The sequence below is a fragment of the Burkholderia diffusa genome (genome assembly GCF_001718315.1).
GTDB classification, from domain to species: Bacteria; Pseudomonadota; Gammaproteobacteria; order Burkholderiales; family Burkholderiaceae; genus Burkholderia; species Burkholderia diffusa_B.
Window position 1 is genome coordinate 2,622,454 of record NZ_CP013362.1, and the last position, 24,538, is coordinate 2,646,991.

Consider the following 24,538-nt stretch of genomic DNA (forward strand, 5'->3'; position numbering starts at 1 on the left):
AAGCCGCTGGCGTTTGCGCGCCAGCGGCTTTTTCATCAGACGGCATAGCGCGCGGTCAGTCGACGATCCGCATCGAATAGTCGGTTGCGCGCACGTCCTTCGTCAGCGCGCCGATCGAGATGCGGTCGACGCCCGTCTCCGCGAACGTGCGCACCGTATCGAAATTGACGCCGCCCGACACTTCGAGCACGGCCTTGCCGGACGCGACGCGCACCGCTTCGCGCATCATGTCGAGCGTGAAGTTGTCGAGCAGCACCGACTGCGCGCCATGCGCGAGCGCCGTGTCGAGCTGCGCGAGCGTCTCGACTTCGACCTGCACCGGCACGCCGGCATCGAGCGCGAACGCCGCATCGAGCGCTTCGCCGACACCGCCCGCTGCCGCGATATGGTTTTCCTTGATCAGGATGCCGTCGTACAGCGCGAGACGCTGGTTCTCGCCGCCGCCGACCCGCACTGCGTACTTCTGCGCGAGCCGCAGGCCCGGCAGTGTCTTGCGCGTATCGAGGATCTTCGCGCGCGTGCCTTCGACGCGATCGACGTAACGGCGCGTCGCACTCGCGACGCCCGACAGCAGTTGCAGGAAGTTAAGCCCGTTGCGCTCGGCCGTCAGCAGCGCGCGCGCCGGCCCTTCGAGTTCGCAGACCGTCGAATCCGGAGCCATCCGGTCGCCTTCGCGATACCGCCACTGAACGACGATCGACGGATCGATCCGTGCGATGACGGCCTCGAACCAAGGCACGCCGCACAACACCGCTTCCTCGCGCACGATGATGCGGGCACGGCGCCGCTCGCCAGCCGGCACGAGCCGGCCGGTCTGGTCGCCGGTGCCGACGTCTTCGGCAATCGCATCGGCTACGTTGCGCGCGATCGCTTCGTCGAATGCCGCGCCGTATTGTGCGCGCACGGCTTCGAACAGCGGAGAGACTGCGCTCGTCATGCAGCCCCCACGTTCGCGAACAGTTGCTGATCTCGCTGCAGATCGCCGCTCGCCTGCACGCGCTTCTTGTGCGCCGCTGCAAAATCGAGCATCCGGTCGATCGGCAGACGCGCGCGCGCGCCGATCGCGGGATCGACGAAGATCTCGTTGTGACCGCGCTCGAGCACGTCGGCGAGGTTAGCGAGGCCGTTCATCGCCATCCAGGGGCAATGGGCGCAGCTCTTGCAGGTTGCGCTGTTGCCGGCCGTCGGCGCGGCGATAAAGGTCTTGCCGGGCGCCGCGAGCTGCATTTTGTGCAGAATGCCGAGGTCGGTCGCGACGATGAAGTGCGTCGCGTCGAACTTCACGGCGGCGTCGATCAGCTGCGTCGTCGAGCCGACGACATCCGCCTGCGCAACGACGTTTTCCGGCGACTCGGGATGCACGAGCACCTTCGCGTCCGGATACTCGGCGCGCAACAGGTCGAGCTCGATGCCCTTGAATTCGTCGTGGACGAGGCACGAGCCCTGCCACAACAGCATGTCCGCGCCGGTTTTCTTCTGGATGTAGCTGCCGAGATGGCGATCGGGAGCCCAGATGATCTTCTCGCCCCGCGCGTGCAGGTCGGCGACGATCTCGAGGCCGATCGACGACGTGACCATCCAGTCGGCGCGCGCCTTCACGGCGGCGCTGGTGTTCGCGTATACAACAACGGTGCGGTCGGGATGCGCATCGCAGAACGCGGAGAATTCGTCGACCGGGCAGCCGAGATCGAGCGAGCAGGTCGCGTCGAGATCAGGCATCAGAACGCGCTTGCCGGGGCTCAGGATCTTCGCGGTTTCGCCCATGAAGCGCACGCCGGCGACGACGAGCGTCTGTGCGTCGTGGTCACGGCCGAAGCGGGCCATTTCGAGCGAATCGGCGACGCAGCCGCCGGTTTCGTCGGCCAGTTCCTGCAACTCGGCATCCACGTAGTAGTGAGCGACGAGCACGGCCTTTTCACGCGCAAGCAGCGCCTTGATGCGTGCCTTCAGCGCGGCGCGTTCTTCTGCGGACGGTGCATCGGGCACCTTTGCCCACGCCTGGCCCACGCCGCAGACGGTCCCAGCCGAGACTGGCCGGTCGTACTCGACGGATTTGATCGTCGATTGCATCTCCATATCTCCTGTCGACCAGAGTTGGCGCTTTAGCGCCTACTCTGGTCCCATGCTTCGCGGTCGACCAGAGTTAGCGCTTTAGCGCCTGCCCTGGTCCCATGCTTCGCGGTCGACCAGAGTTATCGCTCCAGCGCTTGCTCGGGCCAATCCTCTCCGCTTGCCCCGGGGCGCCACGTCGGCGCGGCCCCAAACCTCACACGAATTCCGGTGCGTCCGGTCGTCCTTCGAAAACCGTCCGCCCAAATGAAAAAACCCCGCCAACGCGGGGTTTGTGACGTCCTGAGATTCTAATCGATTTCGAATCAGGCGTAGCGACGCAGGCGTGTCGCAAATTCCTGCAGCGCCTTGATGCCGCTTTGTTCCGCGCGATGGCACCAATCCTGCAATTGCGCGAGAAGTTGTTCGCGCGACGCGGTCGAACGATCCCAGATCGCGGCCAGATCCTGGCGCAGCTGGAAATACGTATGCAGCTTCTGACTGTTCGCGAAAATCTCCGGCAGCAGCTTCTTCTGCGGCTCGTCGAGGCCGTCGGCGTCCTTGTGGAACCACTTGCGCGCGCCGCGCATCAGCTGGTACTTCTCGCTCGAACCGAGTTCCTTCAGGTGCGCGAGCTCCTGGCGGTACGCACGCTTCACGGCCTTGCCGTAGCGCGCCATCACTTCGTAGCGGTTCGACAGCACGGCCTGCAGCGTTTCCTGGTCGAGCACCGTCTTCGGCTTGTTCAGACGCGGCGTCGGCGCGACCTTCTTCACCTTCGCGAGACCGAATGCCGACATGATGCGGATGTACATCCAGCCGATGTCGAATTCGTACCACTTGTTCGACAGCTTCGCCGACGTCGCGAACGTGTGGTGGTTATTGTGCAGTTCTTCACCGCCGATCACGATGCCCCACGGGAACAGGTTCGTGCTCGCGTCGGCCGAGTTGAAGTTGCGGTAGCCCCAGAAGTGGCCGAAACCGTTCACGACACCCGCGGCCCAGAACGGAATCCAGACCATCTGCACGGCCCACACGGTCAGGCCGAGCACGCCGAACAGCGCGACGTCGATCACCATCATCAGGCTCACGCCGAGGATCGGGTACTTCGAGTACAGATTGCGCTCGATCCAGTCATTCGGCGTGCCGTGACTGAACTTGCGCATCGTTTCTTCGTTCTTCGCTTCCGCGCGATACAGCTCGGCGCCTTCCAGGAACACCTTCCAGATGCCTCGCGTCTGCGGGCTGTGCGGATCTTCCTCGGTTTCGCACTTCGCGTGGTGCTTGCGATGGATCGCGGCCCACTGGCCCGTCAGCATGCCGGTCGTCATCCACAGCCAGACACGGAAGAAGTGACTTGCGATCGGATGCAGCTCCAGCGCGCGGTGCGCCTGGCAGCGGTGCAGGTAGACCGTCACGCCGATGATCGTGACGTGCGTGACGGCGAGCGCGAACAGCGCGACCTGCCACCACGAAAAGCGCAGGAGCCCGTGGGAAAGAAAATCGAGCAGGGAATTCAACAAGGCAGTTACCTGTGGTGAGAGCGACGCCGGCGCAAGCCGACGTCATAAAAATGAAAGCATACCGCGTGTAGACCGGGATTTTACTTCAACCGTTCCAAGTCTTTGTAAAAAATGAATATTTTCTTGTCTTGACGCAACGCGGACAGTCCATCGGCGGACCGGGAAAGCCGCGCGATCCGGTTTCGACCGCCCGCTTCGCCCGCTTCGCCCGATTCGCCCGATTCGCTCGATTCGCTCGATTTGCACCTAGGCCGCCGACGCCCGCCCGTCCATCGCGTCGCCGCCCACCGCCACGGGCACGCCCTCGGCCACCGCGCCGGTCGCGGCCAGACCGTCCGGCAGGCCGACCACGCGCACCTCGCGCTGCGGGAACGGAATGGAAATTCCATGCTCGCCGAAGAGCCGCCAGATGTTGCGGTTCACCGACGAACGCACGCCCGACGTGCCTTTCGCCGCATCCTCGATCCAGAAGCCGAGTTCCAGATCAATCCCGTCCGCGCCGAAGCCGACCAGGTACGGGGTCGGCGCCGGCTCGTCGAGCACGCGTGGCACGCCCCTCGCGGCTTCCGCGAGCACCGACAGCGCCTGCTCGACGTCGCAGGAATAGGCGACCTGCACGGCAACCTTCGCGTAGCCGCGCGTCAGGTACGACGACTGGTTCTGCACGACGTCGGTGATCAGTTTCTCGTTCGGGATCAGCGTCTCGTTGCCGTCGAGGCCGCGCACGACCGTATAACGCGTGCGAATCTGCGTGACGACGCCCTGCAGCCCGCCGACGCTGATCGCGTCGCCGAGCCGTAGCGAGCGGTCGAGCAGGATGATGAAGCCCGACACGTAGTTGCTGGCGATCTTCTGCAGCCCGAAGCCGAGGCCGACGCCCACCGCGCCGCCGAACACGCCGAGCACCGTCACGTCGATGCCGACGAGCGACAGCCCGATCAGGATCGCCGCGAACACGAGCAGCGCGCGGCCGACCCGCGACAGCACGACCTTCAGGTTCGCGTCGAGCGTGGTCGCGCGCGTGAGGCGCTCCTCGAGCACCGAGCCGAGCCACATCGCGACCATCAGCGTCACGCATACCCACAGTGCGCCCGAAATCAGCGACAGCAGCGTCAGGTGGGCATTCGCGACGCGGAATTGCACGCTGTCGAGCCAGCCGAGCACGTCGCGCTGGATGCCGAGCACGGTCAGCACCATCGCGACCCACACGACGGTCGACACGATCTTCTCGACGATCGACAGCCACGCATGCGTGTGTCCGTCGCGTGCGAATACGCGCCGCGCGAAAAAGAACAGCACATAGATGAGCCCGATGCCGAACAGCGGCACGAGCGCGAGCGACAGTAGCGACGTCGACATGAACGGATCGAACGCGAGCTGAGAGAGCCCCACGAAGACGCCGCCGAACAGCGGAAACAACGCACGCTTCAGGCTTTGCGCGCCTGCGCCGGGCGCGCGCCCGGCGGCCCGGCGGCGCGCATCGATGCGGCCGTGAACACAGCGTGCGGCAACCCAAGCGAAGCACAATGCGCCGACCAGGATCGCCGCCTGCCAGATCATCACGGGCTGGTGGAAATCCCGAATCACCGATGCCAGCCGGTGCGACAGCAGGCGGCTCTGCAGATTCTCCATCGTCTGTCCGGGCTGCCGTTACTGCGCGCGCCGTTCGAGGACCGCGGCGAAGAAGCCGTCGGTCGCATGGCGGTGCGGCCACAGCGACAGGTAGTCGCCGGTCTCGAGCGCGATGCGCTGATCGGCCAGCACCTTCTGCGCGGGCACCAGCACGAAGTCCGGATGGTCGGCCAGGAACTGTTCGACGATCGCTTCGTTCTCCGCGTCGAGCACGCTGCAGGTCGCGTACACGAGACGGCCGCCCTTCTTCACGAGACGCGCGGCGCTCGCCAGAATCGATGCCTGCTTGGGCGTGAGCTCCTCGATCGACGTGCGCGTCTGGCGCCACTTGAGGTCCGGGTTGCGGCGCAGCGTGCCGAGCCCGCTGCATGGCGCGTCGACCAGCACGCGGTCGATCTTGCCGGCGAGCCGCTTGATCTTTGCGTCGTGCTCGCTGTCGATCAGCACCGGATTCACGTTCGACAGCCCGCTGCGCGCGAGGCGCGGCTTCAGCTTCGTGAGGCGCTTTTCCGAAACGTCGAACGCATACAGGCGCCCGGTCGAGCGCATCATCGCGCCGAGCGCGAGCGTCTTGCCGCCTGCACCCGCGCAGAAATCGACGACCATCTCGCCGCGACGCGGCGCGACCAGCGAACACAGCAGCTGGCTGCCCTCGTCCTGCACCTCGATCTGACCTTCCTCGAACAGCTTCAGCCGCGTGAGCGCCGGCTTGCCGACCACGCGCACGCCCTGCGGCGCGAACGGCGTCTCGCCCGCGTCGATGCCGTTCGCGCGCAGCGCGTCGATCACCTGGTCGCGCGTCGCCTTCTGCGCGTTGGCGCGCAGGTCCAGCGGCGCCGGGTAGTTCAGCGCCGCGGCGAGTTGCGCGAGTTCCTCGGCGTCGAAACGGGCCGACAGCGCCTGGTAGATCCAGTCCGGCAAGTTCGTGCGCACGCGCACCGGCAGGCTCGCCGGATCGATCTTCGACACGTGTTCGAGCCACGCGGCCTCGGTGTCGGACACGAACGGCTTCAGCGCATTGCGGCCGAGCGTCTGCATCAGGCCGAGCAGCGTCAGGCGCCGCGCAGGGCTGCCCGTGCCGCTCTCGGCAAGGTGCGAAAACTCCATCTTCCGGCGCAGCACCGCGAACACCGCCTCGGCGATCACGCCGCGCTCGGCGTGGCCGAGCTTCGGGTGCGCGCGGAAGAACCGGCTCGTCGTCGCGTCGGCGGGGCCGGTGAACTTCAGCACCTCGGCGAGCAAGGTCTCGGTCTGGCCAATCAGGAATCCGTGCAGCTTCATACGCCCTCGCTCGTTTCGGTATGCGGTTGATCCGCGAAAATCCAGCGCGCCTCTTCCGGCGCCACCACTGCCCGGCCGTTCTCGAGGCGCAGGCGCCCCTCGACGAACCACCGCACCGCACGCGGATACAGCACGTGCTCGACCGTCAGGACGCGCCGCGCGAGCGCGGCCGCGTCGTCGCCGGCGCGCACGGGCACCGCGCCCTGCGCGACGATCGCGCCGCTGTCGAGTTCGGGAATCACGAAATGCACGCTCGCGCCATGCAGCGCGACGCCGGCATCCAGCGCCTGCTGGTGCGTATGGATGCCCTTGAAGCTCGGCAGCAGCGACGGGTGGATGTTCAGCAGCCGTCCCTCATATCGTCTGACGAAATCGGGCGTGAGGATGCGCATGAAGCCGGCGAGCACCACGAGATCGGGCGCGAAGCGGTCGATCTCGGCGGCGAGCGCCGCGTCGAAGCTGTCGCGGCTGTCGAACGACCGGTGGTCGACCACCGCGGTCGCCACCCCGTGCGACGCGGCAAAAGCCAGGCCGGCCGCATCGGGCCGGTTGGCGATCACGGCGGCGACCTCGGCCGGCCAGCGTTCCTGCGCGCACGCGCGGACGATGGCCTCCATGTTGCTGCCGCGACCGGAAATCAGGATCACGAGTTTTTTCATCCGCGAATTTTACCATTCGCCCCCGCGTTTCCCCCGTTCTCGGCCGCCGGGCCGCCCGAACGTTTATAATCTTCTGCTTTGCGGCATCCCACCGCCCATTCCCCGACGCTGCATCCGCTATCGTGAAAGTCTTCCGCGGCCTGCCCAACGCCGAGAGCCGCGCGCCGTGCGCGCTGACGATCGGCAACTTCGATGGTGTCCATCGCGGCCACCAGGCCCTGCTCGCGCGCGTGCGCGCGGCAGCGGACGCGCGCGGCCTGCCCGTGTGCGTGATGACCTTCGAGCCGCATCCGCGCGAATTCTTCAACCCGGCCGGCGCGCCGCCGCGCATCGCGATGCTGCGCGACAAGCTGGAGGCGCTGCGCGAACACGGGGTCGACCGCGTCGTCGTCGAGCACTTCAACCACACGTTCGCAAGCCAGTCGCCGCAGGCGTTCGTCGAACGCACGCTGGTCGGCGGGCTGCACACGCGCTGGATGATGGTCGGCGACGATTTCTGCTACGGCGCGAAGCGCGCGGGCACCTTCGACACGCTGAAGGCGGCCGGCGAGCAGTACGGCTTCGAGGTCGAACAGATGGGCACCGTCGCCGGCAGCGACGGCACGCGCATCTCCAGCTCCGGCGTACGCGCCGCGCTCGCCGCGGGCGATCTCGACGCGGCCGCGCAGGCGCTCGGCCACGGCTACGCGATCAGCGGCCACGTCGCGCACGGGCTCAAGCTCGGCCGCGACCTCGGCTTCCCGACCCTGAACCTGCCGATCGCACACAAGCGGCCCGCGCTCGCGGGCATCTTCGTCGTGCAGGTGCACGGCCTGGGCCCCGCCCCGCTGCCGGGTGTGGCGAGCCTCGGCCTGCGGCCGACCGTCGACGATTCCGGCCGCGTGCTGCTCGAAGTCCATCTGCTCGACTGGCACGGCGACGCGTACGGCAAGCTCATCCGCGTCGAATTCCTGAAGAAGCTGCGCGACGAGGCGAAGTACGACGATCTCGAGGCGCTGTCGCGCGCGATCGCGCTGGACGTCGCGAACGCGCGCGCGTACTTCATCGAGCGCGAGCGCGCGCCGGGCAGCCGCGCGACCGGCTTCTCGACGTCGGCAACCGACCGAATTAGCTGATCCGGCCGGCGGCGCCCCGCGCCGCACCCTCGCGCCGCCGACACGCGCGCATCCCCGTTTCACGACGCACGAGCGTCCCCCGATTTAGATAGCGATCCCATCATGAGCAACAAGAAAGCCGATTCGAAACCGCAGGCCAAGTATCCGGTCAACCTGCTCGACACGCCGTTCCCGATGCGCGGCGACCTGCCCAAGCGCGAGCCGCAATGGGTCAAGGAATGGGAAGAGCGCGGCATCTACGACAAGATCCGCGCGGCCAGCAAGGGCCGCCCGAAGTTCATCCTGCACGACGGCCCTCCGTATGCGAACGGCGACATCCACCTCGGTCACGCGGTCAACAAGATCCTGAAGGACATCGTCGTCAAGTCGCGCAACATGGCCGGCTTCGACGCGCCGTATGTGCCGGGCTGGGATTGCCACGGGATGCCGATCGAGATCCAGATCGAGAAGCAGTTCGGCAAGTCGCTGCCGGCGGCCGAAGTGATGAGCAAGGCGCGCGCATACGCGACCGAGCAGATCGAGAAGCAGAAGGTCGGCTTCAAGCGCCTCGGCGTGCTCGGCGACTGGGCGAACCCGTACAAAACGATGAACTTCGTCAACGAGGCGGAAGAGATCCGCGCGCTCGGCAAGATCATCGAGAAGGGCTACGTGTATCGCGGGCTGAAACCGGTGAACTGGTGCTTCGACTGCGGCTCGGCCCTCGCCGAGGCGGAAGTCGAATACAAGGACCGCACCGACCCGACGATCGACGTGATGTTCGCGTTCGCGGAACCGGAAAAAACCGCGCAGGCGTTCGGCCTGCCGGCGCTGCCGCGCGCCGAGGGTGGTATCGTGATCTGGACCACCACGCCGTGGACGATCCCCGCCAACCAGGCGCTGAACCTCCATCCGGAAATCGTCTACGCGCTGGTCGACACCGAGCGCGGGCTGCTGATCATCGCGGAAGAGCGCGTCGAAGCCTGCATGGCCGACTTCAAGCTGACGGGGCGCATCGTCGCGACCGCCCCCGGCGTGAAGCTCGCGAATCTGCGCTTCCACCACCCGCTCGCATCGGCCCACCCCGGCTACAAGCGCACCGCGCCCGTCTACCTCGGCGACTACGTGACGACCGACACGGGTACCGGCGTCGTGCACTCGTCGCCCGCCTACGGCATCGAGGACTTCCAGTCGTGCAAGGCGCACGGGATGACCGACTCGGACATCATCAACCCGGTGATGGGCGACGGCCGCTACATCGAATCGCTGCCGCTGTTCGGCGGCCTGTCGATCTGGGACGCGAACCCGAAGGTCGTCGACGCGCTGCGCGAGGCCGGCTCGCTGCTGCGCAGCGAGAAATACACGCACAGCTACATGCACTGCTGGCGCCACAAGACGCCGATCATCTACCGCGCGACGTCGCAATGGTTCGCCGGCATGGACGTCACGCCGCGCGACAGCGGCAAGACGCTGCGCGAAACCGCGCTCGAAGGCGTCGAGGCGACCGCGTTCTACCCGTCGTGGGGCAAGCAGCGCCTGTTCAGCATGATCGCGAACCGCCCGGACTGGACTCTGTCGCGCCAGCGCCAGTGGGGCGTGCCGATGGCGTTCTTCGTGCACAAGGAAACCGGCGAGCTGCACCCGCGCACGCTCGAGCTGCTCGAGGAAGTCGCGAAACGCGTCGAGCAGTCGGGCATCGAAGCCTGGCAGACGCTCGACCCGCGCGAGCTGATCGGCGACGACGCGAACCTGTACGAAAAGAACCGCGACACGCTCGACGTGTGGTTCGACTCGGGCACGACGCACTGGCACGTGCTGCGCGGCTCGCACAAGGATCAGCTGCAGTTCCCGGCGGACCTGTACCTCGAAGGCTCGGACCAGCACCGCGGCTGGTTCCACTCGTCGCTGCTGACCGCGTCGATGATCGATGGCCGCGCGCCGTACAAGGGCCTGCTCACGCACGGCTTCACGGTCGATGGCGAAGGCCGCAAGATGAGCAAGTCGCTCGGCAACGGCATCGACCCGCATGAAGTCGCGAACCGTCTCGGCGCGGAAATCATTCGCCTGTGGATCGCGTCGACCGACTATTCGGGCGAACTGGCGATCTCCGAGGAAATCCTGAAGCGCGTGACGGAAGGCTATCGCCGCATCCGCAACACGCTGCGCTTCCTGCTCGCAAACCTGTCGGACTTCGACTTCGCGCAGCACGCGGTGCCGGTCGGCGAATGGCTCGAGATCGACCGCTATGCGGTCGCGTTCTCCGCGCAACTGCAGGCGGAACTGCTCACCCATTACGAGAAGTACGAGTTCCATCCGGTCGTCGCGAAGCTGCAGACGTACTGCTCGGAAGATCTCGGCGGCTTCTACCTCGACGTGCTGAAGGACCGCCTGTACACGAGCGCGCCCGATTCGCGCGCACGCCGCTCCGCGCAGACGGCGCTGTACCACCTGACGCAAGGGCTGCTGCGCGTGCTCGCGCCGTTCCTGTCGTTCACCGCGGAAGAAGCGTGGAAGGTGTTCCAGCCGGCCAGCGACACCGTGTTTACGGAAACCTACTACACGTATCCGGAAGTCGCCGGCGCGGCCGCGCTGATCGAGAAGTGGGCGCTGCTGCGCGACGTACGCGGCAACGTGACGAAGGCGCTCGAGGAGGCACGCACCGCGAACCGCATCGGTTCGTCGCTGCAGGCCGAAGTGGCCGTGCATGCGAGCGGTGCGCGCTACGATGCGCTCACGAGCCTCGGCGACGACCTGAAGTTCGTGCTGATCACGTCGGCGGCAACGATCGTGAAGGTCGACGACGAAGCCCAGGAAAGCGTCGACGTCGAGGCGTCGAAGTACCAGAAGTGCGAACGCTGCTGGCACTACCGCGAGGACGTCGGCGCGCACGCCGATCATCCGACGCTGTGCGGCCGCTGCTTCTCGAACCTGTTTGAAGACGGCGAAAACCGGAGCGCTGCTTGAATATGGCGAAGACTGTGTCGAAACCGGCCAGCGGCGCGCTCGCGCCCTGGCTCGGCATTTCGCTGATCGTGATCCTGTTCGACCAGCTGTCGAAGATCGCGATCCTGAAAACGTTCGTGTACGGCGCGCAGCATGCGCTGACGTCGTTCTTCAACCTCGTGCTGGTGTACAACCGCGGCGCCGCCTTCGGCTTCCTGTCGACCGCGAGCGGCTGGCAGCGCTGGGCGTTCACCGCGCTCGGCGTCGGCGCGACGCTCGTGATCTGCTTCCTGCTGCGCCGCCACGGCCAGCAGCGGTTGTTCAGCCTGTCGCTCGCGCTGATCCTCGGCGGCGCGCTCGGCAACGTGATCGACCGGCTGATCTACGGACACGTGATCGACTTTCTCGATTTCCACCTCGGCGCCTGGCACTTCCCGGCGTTCAACCTCGCCGATTCCGCAATCACGATCGGTGCGGTGCTGCTGATCTACGACGAACTGCGTCGCGTGCGCGGCTCGCGCTGAGCGCGCATACTCGGTGTCGACGGCCGGCTTCGCGCCGGCCGTTCCGTTTGACCCTTGGAGGCCTGAGTTGGCACACGCAGAACTCGCAGGAAAACACCTCGTTCTCGGCCTGACGGGCGGCATCGCCTGCTACAAGATCGCCGAGCTCACCCGGCTGCTGACGAAGGCAGGCGCGACCGTGCAGGTCGCGATGACCGACGCCGCCACCCAGTTCATCACGCCCGTCACGATGCAGGCGCTGTCCGGCCGGCCCGTCTACACGAGCCAGTGGGACGCGCGCGTCGACAACAACATGGCGCACATCGACCTGTCGCGCGAAGCCGACGCGATCGTGATCGCGCCCGCGTCGACGGATTTCCTTGCGAAGCTCGCGCACGGGTTCGCCGACGACCTGCTGTCGACGCTGTGCGTCGCGCGCGACTGTCCGCTGCTCGTCGTGCCCGCGATGAACCGCCAGATGTGGCAGAACCCGGCCACGCAGCGCAATGCCGCGCAACTGCGCGCGGACGGCGTGTCGGTGCTCGGCCCCGATTCGGGCGCGCAGGCGTGCGGCGAAGTCGGCGACGGCCGCATGCTCGAACCCGAGGCAATTTACGAAGCGATCGTCGCGCACTTCGCGCCGAAGGTGCTCGCGCACCGTCGCGTGCTGATCACGGCCGGCCCGACGTTCGAGCCGCTCGATCCGGTGCGCGGCCTCACGAACCGCTCGAGCGGCAAGATGGGCTTCGCGCTCGCGCGTGCCGCGCAGCAGGCCGGCGCCGACGTGCATCTCGTCGCGGGCCCGGTCGCGCTCGATACGCCGTGGGGCGTATACCGCCAGGACGTGCAGACCGCACAGCAGATGTACGACGCAGTCATGCACGCGGTGTCCGACGCCGACATCTTCATCGCGGTGGCCGCGGTCGCCGACTGGCGTGTCGCTCAGCCGGCCGAGCACAAGATGAAGAAGACGGCCGATCACAAGATGCCCGCGCTCGCATTCGTCGAGAACCCGGACATCCTCGCGTCTGTCGCGGCGCTGCCCGATGCGCCGTTTTGCGTCGGCTTCGCGGCCGAAAGCGGCGACCTCGACGTGCATGGCGACGAGAAGCGCAAGCGCAAGAACGTACCGCTCCTGGTCGGCAATCTCGGCCCGCTGACGTTCGGCCGCGACGACAACGAAGTCGTGCTGTTCGAGGCGGCAGGCCTCACGCGCCTGCCGCGCGCACCGAAGGACGAACTCGCGCACGTGCTCGTCGCGGAAATCGCGAAGCGCCTGCCGGACAACCGCCTGATCTGATCACCCGCGCGGTGGCCCGTGCCGCCGCGCCTTTTCCGACCGATTCGACGACCGCATGAAACTCGATCTGAAGATTCTCGATGCGCGCATGCGCGACTACCTGCCCGCCTACGCCACCACCGGCAGCGCGGGCCTCGACCTGCGCGCGTGTCTCGACGCGCCCGTCACGCTGCAGCCGGGCGAAACGACGCTCGTGCCGACCGGCCTCGCGATCCACCTCGCGGACCCCGGCTACGCGGCGCTGATCCTGCCGCGCTCGGGCCTCGGCCACAAGCACGGCATCGTGCTCGGCAACCTCGTTGGCCTGATCGATTCCGACTACCAGGGTCAGCTGATGATCTCGACGTGGAACCGCGGCCAGACCGAGTTCGTGCTGAACCCGTTCGAGCGGCTCGCGCAGCTCGTGATCGTGCCGGTCGTGCAGGCGCAATTCAACATTGTCGACGACTTCGCGCAGAGCGATCGCGGCGAGGGCGGCTTCGGCAGCACCGGGCGTCACTGAACGGCGCCATGAAAAACCCCAAGAGTCGGATCTATGTCCAACTCTTGGGGTTCAGTTCATTCGCGGCCCCTTTCCTTTTTCCGTTACCGCTCAGCGATCGGCCGTCTGCGCAACCCGCGCGGGCACGAAATCGCGTCGCCGCGCCTGCGCGATGCTCGCGTAGATCACCATCGCGACGAGCACGCCGAGCAGCACTGCCGACGATCCCACCGTGCCGAGCGCGAGCCCGCCCTTGGCAACCGGTTTCGTCAGCAGGTCGCCGACCGTCGCCCCGAACGGCCGCGTGAGCACGAACGCGGCCCAAAACAGCAGCACGCCCGAAATGCGCGTGAAATAGTGGGCCAGAACGATCAATGCGAGCAGGCCGCCGATCAGCAGTGCGCCGCCGCCGAAGCCGAGACCCGAGCTGTCCGCGAGAAAATCGCCGAGCGCGGTGCCCAGCGTGTTGGAGAACAGAATCGCGATCCAGTACAGGAGTTCGACCTTGCGCGTGCGGATCAGGTCGACCGACAGCGATTCGCCGCTCAGGCGCCACACCGCGAAGATCGCCAGCAGGATCGCGACGAGAATCGACGAGCCGGCCGCGTAGCCGAGGCCGAGCGTGCGGTCCATGAAATCGGACATCGTCGTGCCGGCGGTGCTCGTCGCGACGATCACGGCCCAGTAGATCGCCGGCCGATACTGCGTCGTTCTCAGCTGTGCGCCCAGCGTCACGAGAAAGAAACCGAACAGCAGGATCGAGCTCACCGCGTAGCCGACGTTCAACGTCATCGACAGCAGGTCGCCGCCGGTCTCACCGAGCGTCGTCGCGCAGATCTTCATGATCCAGAATGCGAGCGTGATTTCGGGAAGTTTGTTCATTCGAACCCCTTTTGCGGATAGCGACGGGCTGGCTGCGCCAACCCGGATCGCGAACAGGTTCGAATGTAATCCGCGTCGGCTTAACGGAACCTTAGCGGCGTGGCAGCGCCGCGCAGCCTGCTGGGTCCGAAGCCACGCGTCGTCAACGGGCGTGCCGGTGCCGGTAGTGCAGTGCGTACGCGAGCGTCAGCAGAACGACGAACACGACGCCGACCACCATCGTCATCCGGAATTCGCGCGTGAACGCGGTCGTCAGCAGGATCGCGCCCACAAGCCCGGCGCCGAGCAGGCTGCCGAACGGGTGCCCCCACATCCGGAACGCGAGCGCCGGGCCGCGGTATTGCGCGCGAAAACGCAGATGCGTGACGAAAATCATCAGCCACGTGAACAGCGCGCCGAACATCGCGATCGCCATCATCACGGTGAAGGCCGTGTCGGGCGACAGCGCGACCAGCACGGCCGCGACCGCGACGCCGCTGGTCGAGATCCACAGCGCCGCACGCGGCACGCCGTTGTTGCCGAGCCGGCCGAACACGGCCGGCGCGAGCCGCGCACGCGACAGGCTGAACATCATCCGCGTCGTCACGTAGAGCTGGCTGTTCATCGCCGACAGCGCCGCGATCAGCAACACGAAGTTGATCACGCCGGCCGCATACGGCACGTGCGTCGCGGCCATCACCTTCACGAACGGGCTTTCGTCGGTGCCGGCCTGCGTCCAGGGCACGATCGCGAGCATCAGCGACAGCGTGAGCAGGTAGAACAGCACGAGCCGGAACACCGTCGAGCGGAACGCGCGCGTGACCGCGTGCTGCGGATCGCGCGCCTCGCCGGCCGCGATTGCGACCGCCTCGATGCTCATGTAGCTGAAGATCGCGACGATCACCGCGACCCAGGTGCCCCACGGCCCCTTCGGCATGAAGCCGTCGTGCGCGGTGTAGTTCGCAAAACCGATGCCCGAAGCCGCCGGCGCCGACCAGACGAGATACGCGCCGAGCACGATGAACACGACGATCGCCGCGATCTTCAGCAACGAAAACGCGTATTCGACCGACCCGTACAGCGTGACGCTCGCGAGGTTCACCGCGATCAGCAGCGCGGAGAAGCCAATTACCCAGTACCAGCCGGGCACGGCCGGGAACCAGTACTTCATGAAGACGGCGATCGCGCTGATCTCGGTGCCGATCGCGAACACCACCGCGAACCAGTACGCATAGCGCACGAGAAAGCCCGCGAGCGGGCCCACGTAGTGCTCGGCGTACGCCCCGAACGAGCCGGCCGTCGGATGCGCGACCGTCATTTCGGCGAGCGCGCCCATCAGCAGCAGCGCGATCAGCGCGCCGATCGCGTACGAAACCAGCACGCTCGGCCCCGCGAGACCGATCGCGAACCCGCTGCCGAGGAATAGCCCGGTGCCGATCGCGCCGCCAATCGCGATCATCGCCATCTGCCCCGACGTCAGCGCATGGCGCAACCCTTGTTCGCGCGCGACGATGTTGTCGAACGACCGTTGTTGTTGTGTCACTGCGTTGCCACTCCCCTGCACCACCATCGCGCCGCCGGCGCCAGATAAAACGAAACGGCGCGGAAAACTTCCCGCGCCGTTCGCATGAACAACGAATTATCGCTTACTCGACTTCGACCGTCTCTTCGTTCGGCTTGTGCGGCGGATTCGCCAGCTTGTCGAACGACAACTGCACCTTGTCGCTTTCGTCGACGTCGACCGTCACATGGCCACCGTTCACCAGCTTGCCGAACAGCAGTTCGTCGGCCAGCGCGCGACGGATCGTGTCCTGGATCAGGCGCTGCATCGGCCGCGCGCCCATCAGCGGGTCGAAGCCGTGCTTCGCGAGATGCTTGCGCAACGCGTCGGTGAAGAGCGCGTCGACCTTCTTCTCGTGCAACTGCTCCTCGAGCTGGATCAGGAACTTGTCGACCACGCGCATGATGATTTCCTCATCGAGCGAGCGGAAGCTGATGATCGCATCCAGACGGTTGCGGAACTCCGGCGTGAACAGGCGCTTGATGTCGGTCATCTCGTCGCCCGTCTCGCGGCGCGTCGTGAAGCCGATCGTCGCCTTCTGCATCGACTCGGCGCCCGCATTCGTCGTCATGATGATGATGACGTTGCGGAAATCCGCCTTGCGGCCGTTGTTGTCCGTCAGCGTGCCGTGGTCCATCACCTGCAGCAGCACGTTGAAGATGTCCGGATGCGCCTTCTCGATTTCATCGAGCAGCAGCACGCAGTGCGGCTTCTTCGTAACGGCTTCGGTCAGCAGGCCGCCCTGGTCGAACCCGACATAGCCCGGCGGCGCGCCGATCAGGCGGCTCACCGCGTGACGCTCCATGTATTCCGACATGTCGAAGCGGATCAGCTCGATGCCGAGCGTGAACGCGAGCTGGCGCGCCACTTCGGTCTTGCCGACGCCCGTCGGGCCGGAGAACAGGAACGCGCCGATCGGCTTGTCCATCTTGCCAAGGCCCGCGCGCGCCATCTTGATCGATGCGGCCAATGCGTCGATCGCCGGATCCTGGCCGAACACGACGCTCTTCAGGTCGCGATCGAGCGTCTGCAGCTTGCTGCGATCGTCCTGCGACACGCTCTGCGCCGGCACGCGCGCGATCTTGGAGATGATTTCCTCGATCTCGCTCTTGCCGATCGTCTTCTTCTGCTTCGACTTCGGCAGGATGCGCTGCGCGGCGCCCGCTTCGTCGATCACGTCGATCGCCTTGTCCGGCAGGTGACGGTCGGTGATGAAGCGAGCCGACAGCTCCGCCGCGGCCGACAGTGCGCCCGACGAATACTTGACGCCGTGATGCTCCTCGAAGCGCGATTTCAGCCCGCGCAGGATCGCGACCGTCTGCTCGACGGTCGGCTCCGTCACGTCGACCTTCTGGAAGCGCCGCGACAGCGCCGCGTCCTTTTCGAAGATGCCGCGATACTCGGTGAACGTGGTCGCGCCGATGCACTTGAGCGTGCCCGACGACAGTGCCGGCTTCAGCAGGTTCGATGCGTCGAGCGTGCCGCCCGAAGCGGCGCCCGCGCCGATCAGCGTGTGAATTTCATCGATGAACAGAATCGCGTGCGGCCGTTCCTTCAACTCCTTCAGCACCGTTTTCAGACGCTGCTCGAAGTCGCCGCGATACTTGGTGCCCGCGAGCAGCGCGCCCATGTCGAGCGAATACACCTGCGCGTTCGCGAGGATGTCCGGCACTTCGCCGCGCGTGATGCGATACGCGAGCCCTTCGGCGATCGCGGTCTTGCCGACGCCGGCTTCGCCGACGAGCAGCGGATTGTTCTTGCGGCGGCGGCACAGCACCTGCACGACGCGCTCGACCTCCGGCTCGCGACCGATCAACGGATCGATGCGGCCGTCTTTCGCCATCTGGTTCAGGTTCTGCGTGAACTGCGCGAGCGGGGTTTCCTTCTGCGCGTTCGAGTCTTCGCTTTCCGCGTTCGCGTCGGTCGACTTCGCGGCTTCGCCGCCGTTCGTCTTCGCGATGCCGTGCGAAATGAAATTCACGACGTCCAGGCGCGTCACGCCCTGCTGCTGCAGGTAATAGACGGCGTGCGAGTCCTTCTCGCCGAAGATCGCGACCAGCACGTTCGCGCCGGTGACTTCCTTCTTGCCGTTCGACGTCGACTGGACGTGCATGATCGCGCGCTGGATCACGCGCTGGAAACCTAGCGTCGGCTGGGTATCGACATCGTCGGTGCCCGGGACGGTAGGCGTGTTGTCATGGATGAAATTGCGCAGGTTCTGACGCAAGTCCTCGATGTTGGCCGCGCACGCGCGCAACACCTCGGCTGCCGTCGGATTGTCCAGCAGGGCCAGCAGCAGATGCTCGACCGTAATGAACTCATGGCGCGCCTGGCGTGCTTCCATGAACGCCATGTGCAGGCTGACTTCCAATTCCTGGGCAATCATGCTTCCTCCATCACGCACTGCAGCGGATGCCCGGCCTGCCGCGCATGGGTAACGACTTGCTCAACCTTGGTCGACGCGATGTCCCGCGTATAGACCCCACATACCCCTCGCCCCTCGCGATGGACCTTCAGCATGATCTGCGTGGCCGTCTCGCGATCCTTCTTGAAATACTCCTGTACGACCATCACGACGAACTCCATCGGCGTGAAGTCGTCGTTCAGCAGCACCACCTTGTACATCGAAGGCGGCTTCAGCTTCTGCTGCTTGCGTTCCAGGACGGTGCTGTCCTGCTTGTCCGGGATAATCGCCATACACCCATTCTAAACAACTCGGACAGGCCCGCAATCCTGCCATTACCCGACCGACCGGCCGGCGCCCTCCCTGGTTCCCGACGACTCGCGATCGTCTTCGCGCCATACGAAAGCCGGCTGCGGTGCCGGCTTTCACGCGTGGCGCGGAACACGAACCGTCAGGGGGAAACCGCACCGGACCGTCGCATCCGCATCCAGTATCCCACAAGCCGGGACGACTCGATCGCGTGTCACTCGAGCCTGGTATATGAGCCGATTATGCGACTTTTCAAGTCCGCGCGCTCGACGGCATGCTGCACAGCAAAGCCGGAGAAACCCTGAAAATGGGTTCTTTACAACGGCCCTCTAACCGTCTAAAAATTCCGCTTGACACTCAAATAAAGAGCGCCAACAATCAAGCTGGCACTTTTTTCAACTCGCCGGTCGGCGAAATGAAAGAGGCCGAAGGTGAGCTTGTGAGGGGGGAACGGCTGTATTTTCCGGTCGTTTAGCTTTTCGAGCGTGCTCGTGGTAAGTAGCAGCGACTGTGTGACAGGGGAAGTAGGAAAATGGCAACTGGTATCGTTAAGTGGTTCAACGACGCGAAGGGCTTCGGTTTCATCACTCCCGACGAGGGCGGTGAAGATCTGTTTGCGCACTTCTCGGCCATCAACATGCAGGGCTTCAAGACCCTGAAGGAAGGCCAGAAGGTGAGCTTCGAGGTCGTTCAAGGGCCGAAGGGCAAGCAAGCGTCGAACATCCAGGCCGCGTAAAGGCACCGGATATCAGACGAAGAAACCCGGCTTTGCGCCGGGTTTCTTTTTTCAGGCCGGCCACTCGTTAATTCGATTGGCCGGCCTTTTCGTTCAATCCCGATAATTGAACATGTATTGTCTTGTTCCACGCGCAGATGGAATCCCGTCATACGCGTGAAACATATTCAATACTGGTTACACGACCTTCAGCGTGCCCATCATGCCGAGATCCTCGTGTTCGAGAATATGGCAGTGAAACATGCGCTCGCCGGACATGTCTTGCATGACGAGTATCGTCACGGTCTCGCCGCTGCGCACGTTCACGGTGTCGCGCCACGCGCGGAATGGTTCTCTCGTACGCGTGCCGTCCGATGCGCGCTCGATCACCTGGAATTGCGTGCCGTGCACATGGAACGGATGATCCATGTCGGTGGCATTGCGAATCGCCCAGCGTTCGAGGTCGCCGCGGCGGCTCGTCAGCGTCGCAAGGTGCGGCGCGTAGGTCGCACCGTTGATTGTGAAGCGCATCCCGGCCGGGCGGCCATGCGCCGGGCTGTTCATCATCGCTGCCATGTCCATCTGCTCGCCGAACGCGACTTCCTTGTGCGCAACCGGTTCGCCGAGGGCGGGCACCGCGCGCAGCGTGGCTGGCAGCGCACGGGCGGCGGCCGGCGCGAACGCGACGTCGGCAAGCGGCAGCGCCGGATCGGCCGGCAGGCTGCCGTGACCGCCGTCATGCGACATCGCCATCTTGCGGCGATCGTATTCGGCCGCCTGCAGCACCGCCCGTGACGCGCGGTCGCCAGCGCGCACCAGCAGTTCCGCGCGCTCGCCCGGCGCGAGCAGCAGCGACGTCACCGGGCGCGGCGCGTCGAACAAGCCGCCGTCGGTGCCGACCTGCTCGAATGCACGGCCGTCGTCGAACGCAACGAGCAGGTAGCGTGCGCTGCACGCGTTCCACACGCGCCAGCGCTCATCGCTCGCGACGTCGATCCGCGGCCGGCGCGCACCATTGACCAGCACGAACTGGCCTTCGCGACCGTTCATCCAGTCCATCATGTCGTTCGGCGGGATCGTGCCGTCGCGCGCGAGTTTCAGGTCTGACACGAACAGGTTGCGCTCGGGCCAGCCGGCGAGCGGATCGTCGGCGGCCCGCACGACGAACGGGCCGGCCAGCCCGCGGAACACCTGCTCGGCGGTCATCATGTGCGGATGCGGGTGATACCAATAAGTGCCGGCACTGCCCTTCGGCAGCGTGAAGCGATACACGCGCGACGCGCCCGGCGCGACGGGATCGGACGGGTTGCCGTCCTGGTTGGGCGGCACCGGCAGGCCGTGCCAGTGGATCGTCGAAGGCTGCGGCAGTTTGTTCACGAAGCGGATTTCGACCGTGTCGCCCTCGCGCACGTCGATCAGCGGGCCGACCACCGGGCCCTGCGTACCCGCACCGAACTGCCAGAACGTCGTCGGACGTGCGCCGCGCAGCATCGGACGCGCGACCGGCTGAGCGACCAGCGTCGCGCGGAACGTGCCGGGCTCGCGGCTTTCATTCGCAAGCGTGCGCAGCGATGCGAGCGGCGCGCCGGCCGGCAGCGCATCGGCCGCCGCGAGCGCGACCGGTGCCGGCTTCGCGTGCTGCGTGTGGCCCGCCATCCCCGACATGCCCGGCATGTCGTCCATCTGATCCATGCCGGCCATGCCCGCATGACCGGCATGCTGCGCCCACGCGGTGCGCGCAAACAGCGATGCCGCCGCGACGCCAATGGCGTGCGACAGGAAGGTTCTCCGAATCATCAATCGTTCCTCGTTATTCATCCAGCGTCGCGCGGCCTCCGCGACACTCGCTCCGGCTGGCACGGAGAAGCGCTCGTGCGCGACGCGAATCCTGATGCCCGCGTCATCATAACCGTAGCCCCGGGCCGACGCGCGGCAGCAGCGGACGAGCGTCGATACGACGCAGGGCGGCCGGTCTGACGAACAGATCGAGTTGCAATCAGCGGGCGTCTTCGATCGTTATCGGATGTCGCAGTGCTTCATCGCATTCCCTGCGATCGGGCCGGCCGGCGGCCTTTGCGGCCCACGTTCGGGACGCGCCGTCGGCGCAATTCGCCCCGCCGCTCATTCCTCCGCCGGCATGCAGCGCGCCAATCAAGCGTGAACCGGTCAATTTTTCACGATGCGGAACAAGCCCCTGCGTTATAAAAATTCGTGGTGCATGGCACAAATTCGCTGTTTCGCGATGCCGAAAAACGTTCCGCAATACAAAATACGAGAGGTAAGCATATGTTTTTGCGAATGAATTTTTGTTTCGAGAAAGCGCTCTACGTGCACCATCGGGCGCCGCCCCGGACGTAGACTTTGTTCCATGCACTGACGCTTCGCCACGACGCTCGATACGGAACCCGGCGCAAGCAGCCAGTCGGGCCACAACCGGACGAGCCGGCGGAAGGCACAACAGAATCGCTTGTGATCAGAAAGGGAGAACGGAAATGAAGGGATTTCGCTTTGGTTCAGCGCTCGGGTCGTTCTATATCCTGCCGGGTAACGGCGGCTGGGAAGCGACGTTCGGCAACGCCCTGCTCGGCGCGTTCTCGTGCCCGGAAGTGGCGGCCGACCACATCTCCCGCGGCGACTGCGAGCAACTGTCCGAACTGGATACGGCCACGCTCGAAGTGCCGCATGAAATCGCCGAGTGGGAAATCGTTCACGTCTGAATGGCACGCCGGCAACGCAAAACGCCCCGGGCGACCGGGGCGTTTTCATGTTCGGCGCTGCGGCGAGCCGCCAGGCCCGCCGCAGCGGCTGCTGCCGTTGCCGTGGCGCGCGCGGTAGCGCCGCCTGCGTCAGGCGACTGCGTCGACGATGGCGTTCAGCGTTGCGCTCGGGCGCATCGCCCGGCTCGTCAGCTCGACGTTCGGACGGTAGTAGCCGCCGATCGCCTGCGCGCTGCCCTGCGCGGCCGACAGTTCTTCCAGGATGCGCGCTTCGTTGTCGGACAACGACTTCGCAACGCCTTCGAACTGCGCCTTCAGCGCGGCGTCCTCGGTCTGCGCGGCCAGTGCCTGCGCCCAGTACAGGCACAGATAGAAGTGGCTGCCGCGGTTGTCGAGGCCGCCGACCTTGCGCGCCGGCGACTTGTTCTCGTCCAGGAACTTGCCGGTCGCCTGGTCGAGCGTCTTCGCGAGCACGAGCGCCTTCGGGTTCTGGTACGCGTTGCCGAGGTGTTCGAGCGACGCGGCCAGCGCGAGGAATTCGCCGAGCGAATCCCAACGCAGGAAGCCTTCCTCGACGAACTGCTGCACGTGCTTCGGTGCCGAACCGCCCGCGCCCGTTTCGAACATCCCGCCGCCGGCCATCAGCGGCACGATCGACAGCATCTTCGCGCTGGTGCCGAGTTCCATGATCGGGAACAGGTCGGTCAGGTAGTCGCGCAGCACGTTGCCGGTGACCGAGATCGTGTCCTTGCCCGCGCGGATGCGCTCGAGCGAGAAGCGCGTGGCGTCTTCCGGCGTCATGATGCGGATATCGAGGCCGTTCGTATCGTGATCCTTCAGGTAGCGTTCGACCTTCGCGATGATCTGCGCGTCGTGCGCACGTGCCGGGTCGAGCCAGAACACGGCCGGCGCGCCGGTTGCGCGCGCGCGGTTCACCGCGAGCTTGACCCAGTCCTGCACCGGTGCGTCCTTCGTCTGGCACATGCGCCAGATGTCGCCCGACTCGACCGCGTGCTCGAGCAGCACATTGCCGGCTTCGTCCGTGACGCGCACGACGCCGTCGGCCGGGATCTGGAACGTCTTGTCATGCGAACCGTATTCCTCGGCCGCCTGCGCCATCAGGCCGACGTTCGGCACGCTGCCCATCGTGACCGGGTCGAATGCGCCGTGCTGCTTGCAGTCCTCGATCACGGCCTGATAGACACCCGCGTAGCAGCGGTCCGGAATCACGGCCTTCGCGTCGTACAGTTCGCCGTCCGGGCCCCACATGCAGCCCGACTCGCGGATCATCGCCGGCATCGATGCGTCGACGATCACGTCACTCGGCACGTGCAGGTTCGTGATGCCCTTGTCCGAGTTGACCATCGCGAGGCGCGGACGCGCTGCGTATTCGGCCTTGACGTCGGCTTCGATCGCTTCGCGCGTGTCGGCCGGCAGGTCCTTCAGGCGCGCGTACAAGTCGCCGATACCATTGTTCGGGTTGAAGCCGGCCTGCGCGAGCACGTCCGCGTGCTTCGCGAGCGCGTCGCGGTAGAACACCGACACGAAGTGACCGAACAGGATCGGATCCGAGACCTTCATCATGGTCGCCTTCAGGTGCACCGAGAACAGCACGTCCTGCGCCTTCGCGTCGGCGATCTGCGCTTCGATGAAGCTGCGCAGCGCCTTGCGGCTCATCACCGATGCATCGATGACTTCACCGGCCTTCACGGCCGTCTTTTCCTTCAGCACCTTCTTCACGCCGTCGGCCGTCGTGAGTTCGATCTTCACGCTGCCGGCATCGGCGATCAGCGCCGACTTCTCACTGCCGTAGAAGTCGCCGTCGCTCATGTGCGCGACGTGCGCCTTCGACGTGGCCTTCCACGCGCCCATCTTGTGCGGGTGCTTGCGTGCGTAGTTCTTGACCGACAGCGGCGCGCGACGGTCGGAGTTGCCTTCGCGCAGCACCGGGTTCACCGCGCTGCCCTTGATCTTGTCGTAGCGGGCCTTGACGGCCTTCTCTTCGTCGGTCGACGGCTCTTCCGGGTATGCCGGCAGCTTGTAGCCCTGCGCTTGCAGTTCGGCGATCGCGGCCTTGAGCTGCGGCACCGATGCACTGATGTTCGGCAGCTTGATGATGTTCGCTTCCGGCTTCAGCGTGAGCTGGCCCAGTTCGGCCAGATCGTCGGAACCCTTCTGCTCCGGCGGCAGGACATCGGCAAATGCCGCGATGATTCGGCCGGCGAGCGAGATGTCGCGCGTTTCGACGGCGACGCCCGACGAGCGCGTGAAGGCCTTGACGATCGGCAGCAGCGAATAGGTCGCGAGCGCCGGCGCTTCGTCGGTGAGGGTGTAGATGATCTTGGGCGAAGTGGACATGGTCGATGCGTTGCTACGTGAAAATTTGGGACTGAGGGGCGCCGACGGTAATCGGCGGGGAGCGACCGGGTCGATCGCGAAAGGGGCGTGCCGGCTAGCCGGGCGGTGGTGTTGCGAGGGCCGTCATGTTCTACCTTGCAGGGCATGCGGG

General features: G+C 65.7%; 20 protein-coding genes. 8 read left to right on the top strand and 12 right to left on the bottom strand.

The features are described from left to right. Window positions 1–55: 55 nt before the first annotated feature. The 6 genes from nadC to purN form a co-directional block, all read right to left on the bottom strand. On the bottom strand, window positions 56–937 hold the full coding sequence (nadC, locus tag WI26_RS12110; protein WP_059468286.1) for a carboxylating nicotinate-nucleotide diphosphorylase: 882 nt from the start codon (window positions 935–937) through the stop codon (window positions 56–58). Then, entirely contained in the window at window positions 934–2,070 is a 1,137-nt protein-coding gene (nadA, locus tag WI26_RS12115) for a quinolinate synthase NadA (protein WP_059511738.1), read from the bottom strand. Before nadA ends, nadC begins: the two co-directional genes overlap by 4 nt. Window positions 2,071–2,375: 305 nt before the next feature. Continuing rightward, window positions 2,376–3,572 (bottom strand): acyl-CoA desaturase, encoded by a 1,197-nt coding sequence (locus WI26_RS12120; RefSeq protein ID WP_059468287.1) that lies wholly within the window; start codon window positions 3,570–3,572, stop codon window positions 2,376–2,378. 246 nt (window positions 3,573–3,818) lie between these two features. Then, entirely contained in the window at window positions 3,819–5,204 is a 1,386-nt protein-coding gene (locus tag WI26_RS12125) for a mechanosensitive ion channel family protein (RefSeq protein WP_069226034.1), read from the bottom strand. Between the two features lie 18 nt (window positions 5,205–5,222). After that, on the bottom strand, window positions 5,223–6,485 hold the full coding sequence (locus tag WI26_RS12130) for an RsmB/NOP family class I SAM-dependent RNA methyltransferase (RefSeq protein WP_059468289.1): 1,263 nt from the start codon (window positions 6,483–6,485) through the stop codon (window positions 5,223–5,225). Further along, the gene (purN, locus tag WI26_RS12135; RefSeq protein WP_059468290.1) at window positions 6,482–7,144 is read right to left on the bottom strand and encodes a phosphoribosylglycinamide formyltransferase; all 663 of its coding nucleotides are present in this window, start codon (window positions 7,142–7,144) and stop codon (window positions 6,482–6,484) included. The genes WI26_RS12130 and purN overlap by 4 nt, the downstream gene beginning before the upstream one ends. A gap of 122 nt (window positions 7,145–7,266) precedes the next feature. Here purN and WI26_RS12140 point away from each other — a divergent pair, with 122 nt between their 5' ends. The 5 genes from WI26_RS12140 to dut all read left to right on the top strand — a co-directional run bounded on the left by WI26_RS12140 (window position 7,267) and on the right by dut (window position 13,483). After that, window positions 7,267–8,259, top strand: coding sequence for a bifunctional riboflavin kinase/FAD synthetase (locus tag WI26_RS12140; protein WP_069226035.1), 993 nt, complete (start codon window positions 7,267–7,269; stop codon window positions 8,257–8,259). Window positions 8,260–8,361: 102 nt separating this feature from the next. Next, on the top strand, window positions 8,362–11,199 hold the full coding sequence (ileS, locus tag WI26_RS12145; protein ID WP_069226036.1) for an isoleucine--tRNA ligase: 2,838 nt from the start codon (window positions 8,362–8,364) through the stop codon (window positions 11,197–11,199). A 2-nt stretch (window positions 11,200–11,201) separates the two neighbouring features. After that, a complete protein-coding gene (gene lspA, locus WI26_RS12150; protein WP_059468293.1) occupies window positions 11,202–11,702 on the top strand; it encodes a signal peptidase II in 501 nt (166 codons plus the stop codon). 67 nt (window positions 11,703–11,769) lie between these two features. Beyond that, complete coding sequence (coaBC, locus tag WI26_RS12155; protein WP_059914540.1) at window positions 11,770–12,981, top strand: bifunctional phosphopantothenoylcysteine decarboxylase/phosphopantothenate--cysteine ligase CoaBC; 1,212 nt, start codon at window positions 11,770–11,772, stop codon at window positions 12,979–12,981. Window positions 12,982–13,036: 55 nt separating this feature from the next. Continuing rightward, complete coding sequence (dut, locus tag WI26_RS12160) at window positions 13,037–13,483, top strand: dUTP diphosphatase (protein ID WP_059468295.1); 447 nt, start codon at window positions 13,037–13,039, stop codon at window positions 13,481–13,483. A 90-nt stretch (window positions 13,484–13,573) separates the two neighbouring features. Here the strand turns inward: dut and WI26_RS12165 are convergent, their stop codons facing one another. From WI26_RS12165 to clpS, 4 genes are all read right to left on the bottom strand, one after another. Next, the gene (locus WI26_RS12165; RefSeq protein ID WP_069226037.1) at window positions 13,574–14,344 is read right to left on the bottom strand and encodes a hypothetical protein; all 771 of its coding nucleotides are present in this window, start codon (window positions 14,342–14,344) and stop codon (window positions 13,574–13,576) included. 142 nt (window positions 14,345–14,486) lie between these two features. Further along, window positions 14,487–15,866, bottom strand: coding sequence for an amino acid permease (locus WI26_RS12170; RefSeq protein ID WP_069226416.1), 1,380 nt, complete (start codon window positions 15,864–15,866; stop codon window positions 14,487–14,489). 103 nt (window positions 15,867–15,969) lie between these two features. Continuing rightward, window positions 15,970–18,270, bottom strand: a complete 2,301-nt coding sequence (clpA, locus tag WI26_RS12175) for an ATP-dependent Clp protease ATP-binding subunit ClpA (RefSeq protein WP_059468296.1) — start codon at window positions 18,268–18,270, stop codon at window positions 15,970–15,972. After that, a complete protein-coding gene (gene clpS / locus WI26_RS12180; RefSeq protein WP_006398529.1) occupies window positions 18,267–18,581 on the bottom strand; it encodes an ATP-dependent Clp protease adapter ClpS in 315 nt (104 codons plus the stop codon). Before clpS ends, clpA begins: the two co-directional genes overlap by 4 nt. Before the next feature lie 290 nt (window positions 18,582–18,871). Between clpS and WI26_RS32205 the strand changes: the two genes are divergently transcribed. Both WI26_RS32205 and WI26_RS12185 read left to right on the top strand, forming a co-directional pair. Then, entirely contained in the window at window positions 18,872–19,072 is a 201-nt protein-coding gene (locus tag WI26_RS32205; protein WP_155768754.1) for a hypothetical protein, read from the top strand. Window positions 19,073–19,129: 57 nt separating this feature from the next. Further along, a complete protein-coding gene (locus WI26_RS12185) occupies window positions 19,130–19,333 on the top strand; it encodes a cold-shock protein (RefSeq protein ID WP_004196460.1) in 204 nt (67 codons plus the stop codon). Window positions 19,334–19,510: 177 nt separating this feature from the next. On the opposite strand, the gene WI26_RS12190 is transcribed toward WI26_RS12185, so the two are convergent. Beyond that, window positions 19,511–21,109, bottom strand: coding sequence for a multicopper oxidase family protein (locus WI26_RS12190; RefSeq protein ID WP_069226038.1), 1,599 nt, complete (start codon window positions 21,107–21,109; stop codon window positions 19,511–19,513). 695 nt (window positions 21,110–21,804) lie between these two features. Between WI26_RS12190 and WI26_RS12195 the strand changes: the two genes are divergently transcribed. Continuing rightward, on the top strand, window positions 21,805–22,029 hold the full coding sequence (locus WI26_RS12195) for a hypothetical protein (RefSeq protein WP_006490888.1): 225 nt from the start codon (window positions 21,805–21,807) through the stop codon (window positions 22,027–22,029). A 129-nt stretch (window positions 22,030–22,158) separates the two neighbouring features. Here WI26_RS12195 and WI26_RS12200 read toward each other — a convergent pair whose 3' ends face one another. Then, the gene (locus WI26_RS12200; protein WP_069226039.1) at window positions 22,159–24,387 is read right to left on the bottom strand and encodes an NADP-dependent isocitrate dehydrogenase; all 2,229 of its coding nucleotides are present in this window, start codon (window positions 24,385–24,387) and stop codon (window positions 22,159–22,161) included. Between the last annotated feature and the right edge of the window lie 151 nt (window positions 24,388–24,538).

Bases quoted from the DNA above. Each gene is read 5' to 3' on its own strand.
- WI26_RS12165 (WP_069226037.1), bottom strand. From the start codon at position 14,344: ATGAACAAACTTCCCGAAATCACGCTCGCATTCTGGATCATGAAGATC.
- lspA (WP_059468293.1), top strand. From the start codon at position 11,202: ATGGCGAAGACTGTGTCGAAACCGGCCAGCGGCGCGCTCGCGCCCTGG.
- WI26_RS32205 (WP_155768754.1), top strand. From the start codon at position 18,872: ATGCTGCACAGCAAAGCCGGAGAAACCCTGAAAATGGGTTCTTTACAA.
- WI26_RS12195 (WP_006490888.1), top strand. From the start codon at position 21,805: ATGAAGGGATTTCGCTTTGGTTCAGCGCTCGGGTCGTTCTATATCCTG.
- nadA (WP_059511738.1), bottom strand. From the start codon at position 2,070: ATGCAATCGACGATCAAATCCGTCGAGTACGACCGGCCAGTCTCGGCT.
- WI26_RS12185 (WP_004196460.1), top strand. From the start codon at position 19,130: ATGGCAACTGGTATCGTTAAGTGGTTCAACGACGCGAAGGGCTTCGGT.
- WI26_RS12125 (WP_069226034.1), bottom strand. From the start codon at position 5,204: ATGGAGAATCTGCAGAGCCGCCTGCTGTCGCACCGGCTGGCATCGGTG.
- WI26_RS12200 (WP_069226039.1), bottom strand. From the start codon at position 24,387: ATGTCCACTTCGCCCAAGATCATCTACACCCTCACCGACGAAGCGCCG.
- purN (WP_059468290.1), bottom strand. From the start codon at position 7,144: ATGAAAAAACTCGTGATCCTGATTTCCGGTCGCGGCAGCAACATGGAG.
- ileS (WP_069226036.1), top strand. From the start codon at position 8,362: ATGAGCAACAAGAAAGCCGATTCGAAACCGCAGGCCAAGTATCCGGTC.
- WI26_RS12130 (WP_059468289.1), bottom strand. From the start codon at position 6,485: ATGAAGCTGCACGGATTCCTGATTGGCCAGACCGAGACCTTGCTCGCC.
- clpA (WP_059468296.1), bottom strand. From the start codon at position 18,270: ATGATTGCCCAGGAATTGGAAGTCAGCCTGCACATGGCGTTCATGGAA.
- dut (WP_059468295.1), top strand. From the start codon at position 13,037: ATGAAACTCGATCTGAAGATTCTCGATGCGCGCATGCGCGACTACCTG.
- nadC (WP_059468286.1), bottom strand. From the start codon at position 937: ATGACGAGCGCAGTCTCTCCGCTGTTCGAAGCCGTGCGCGCACAATAC.
- WI26_RS12190 (WP_069226038.1), bottom strand. From the start codon at position 21,109: ATGATTCGGAGAACCTTCCTGTCGCACGCCATTGGCGTCGCGGCGGCA.
- clpS (WP_006398529.1), bottom strand. From the start codon at position 18,581: ATGGCGATTATCCCGGACAAGCAGGACAGCACCGTCCTGGAACGCAAG.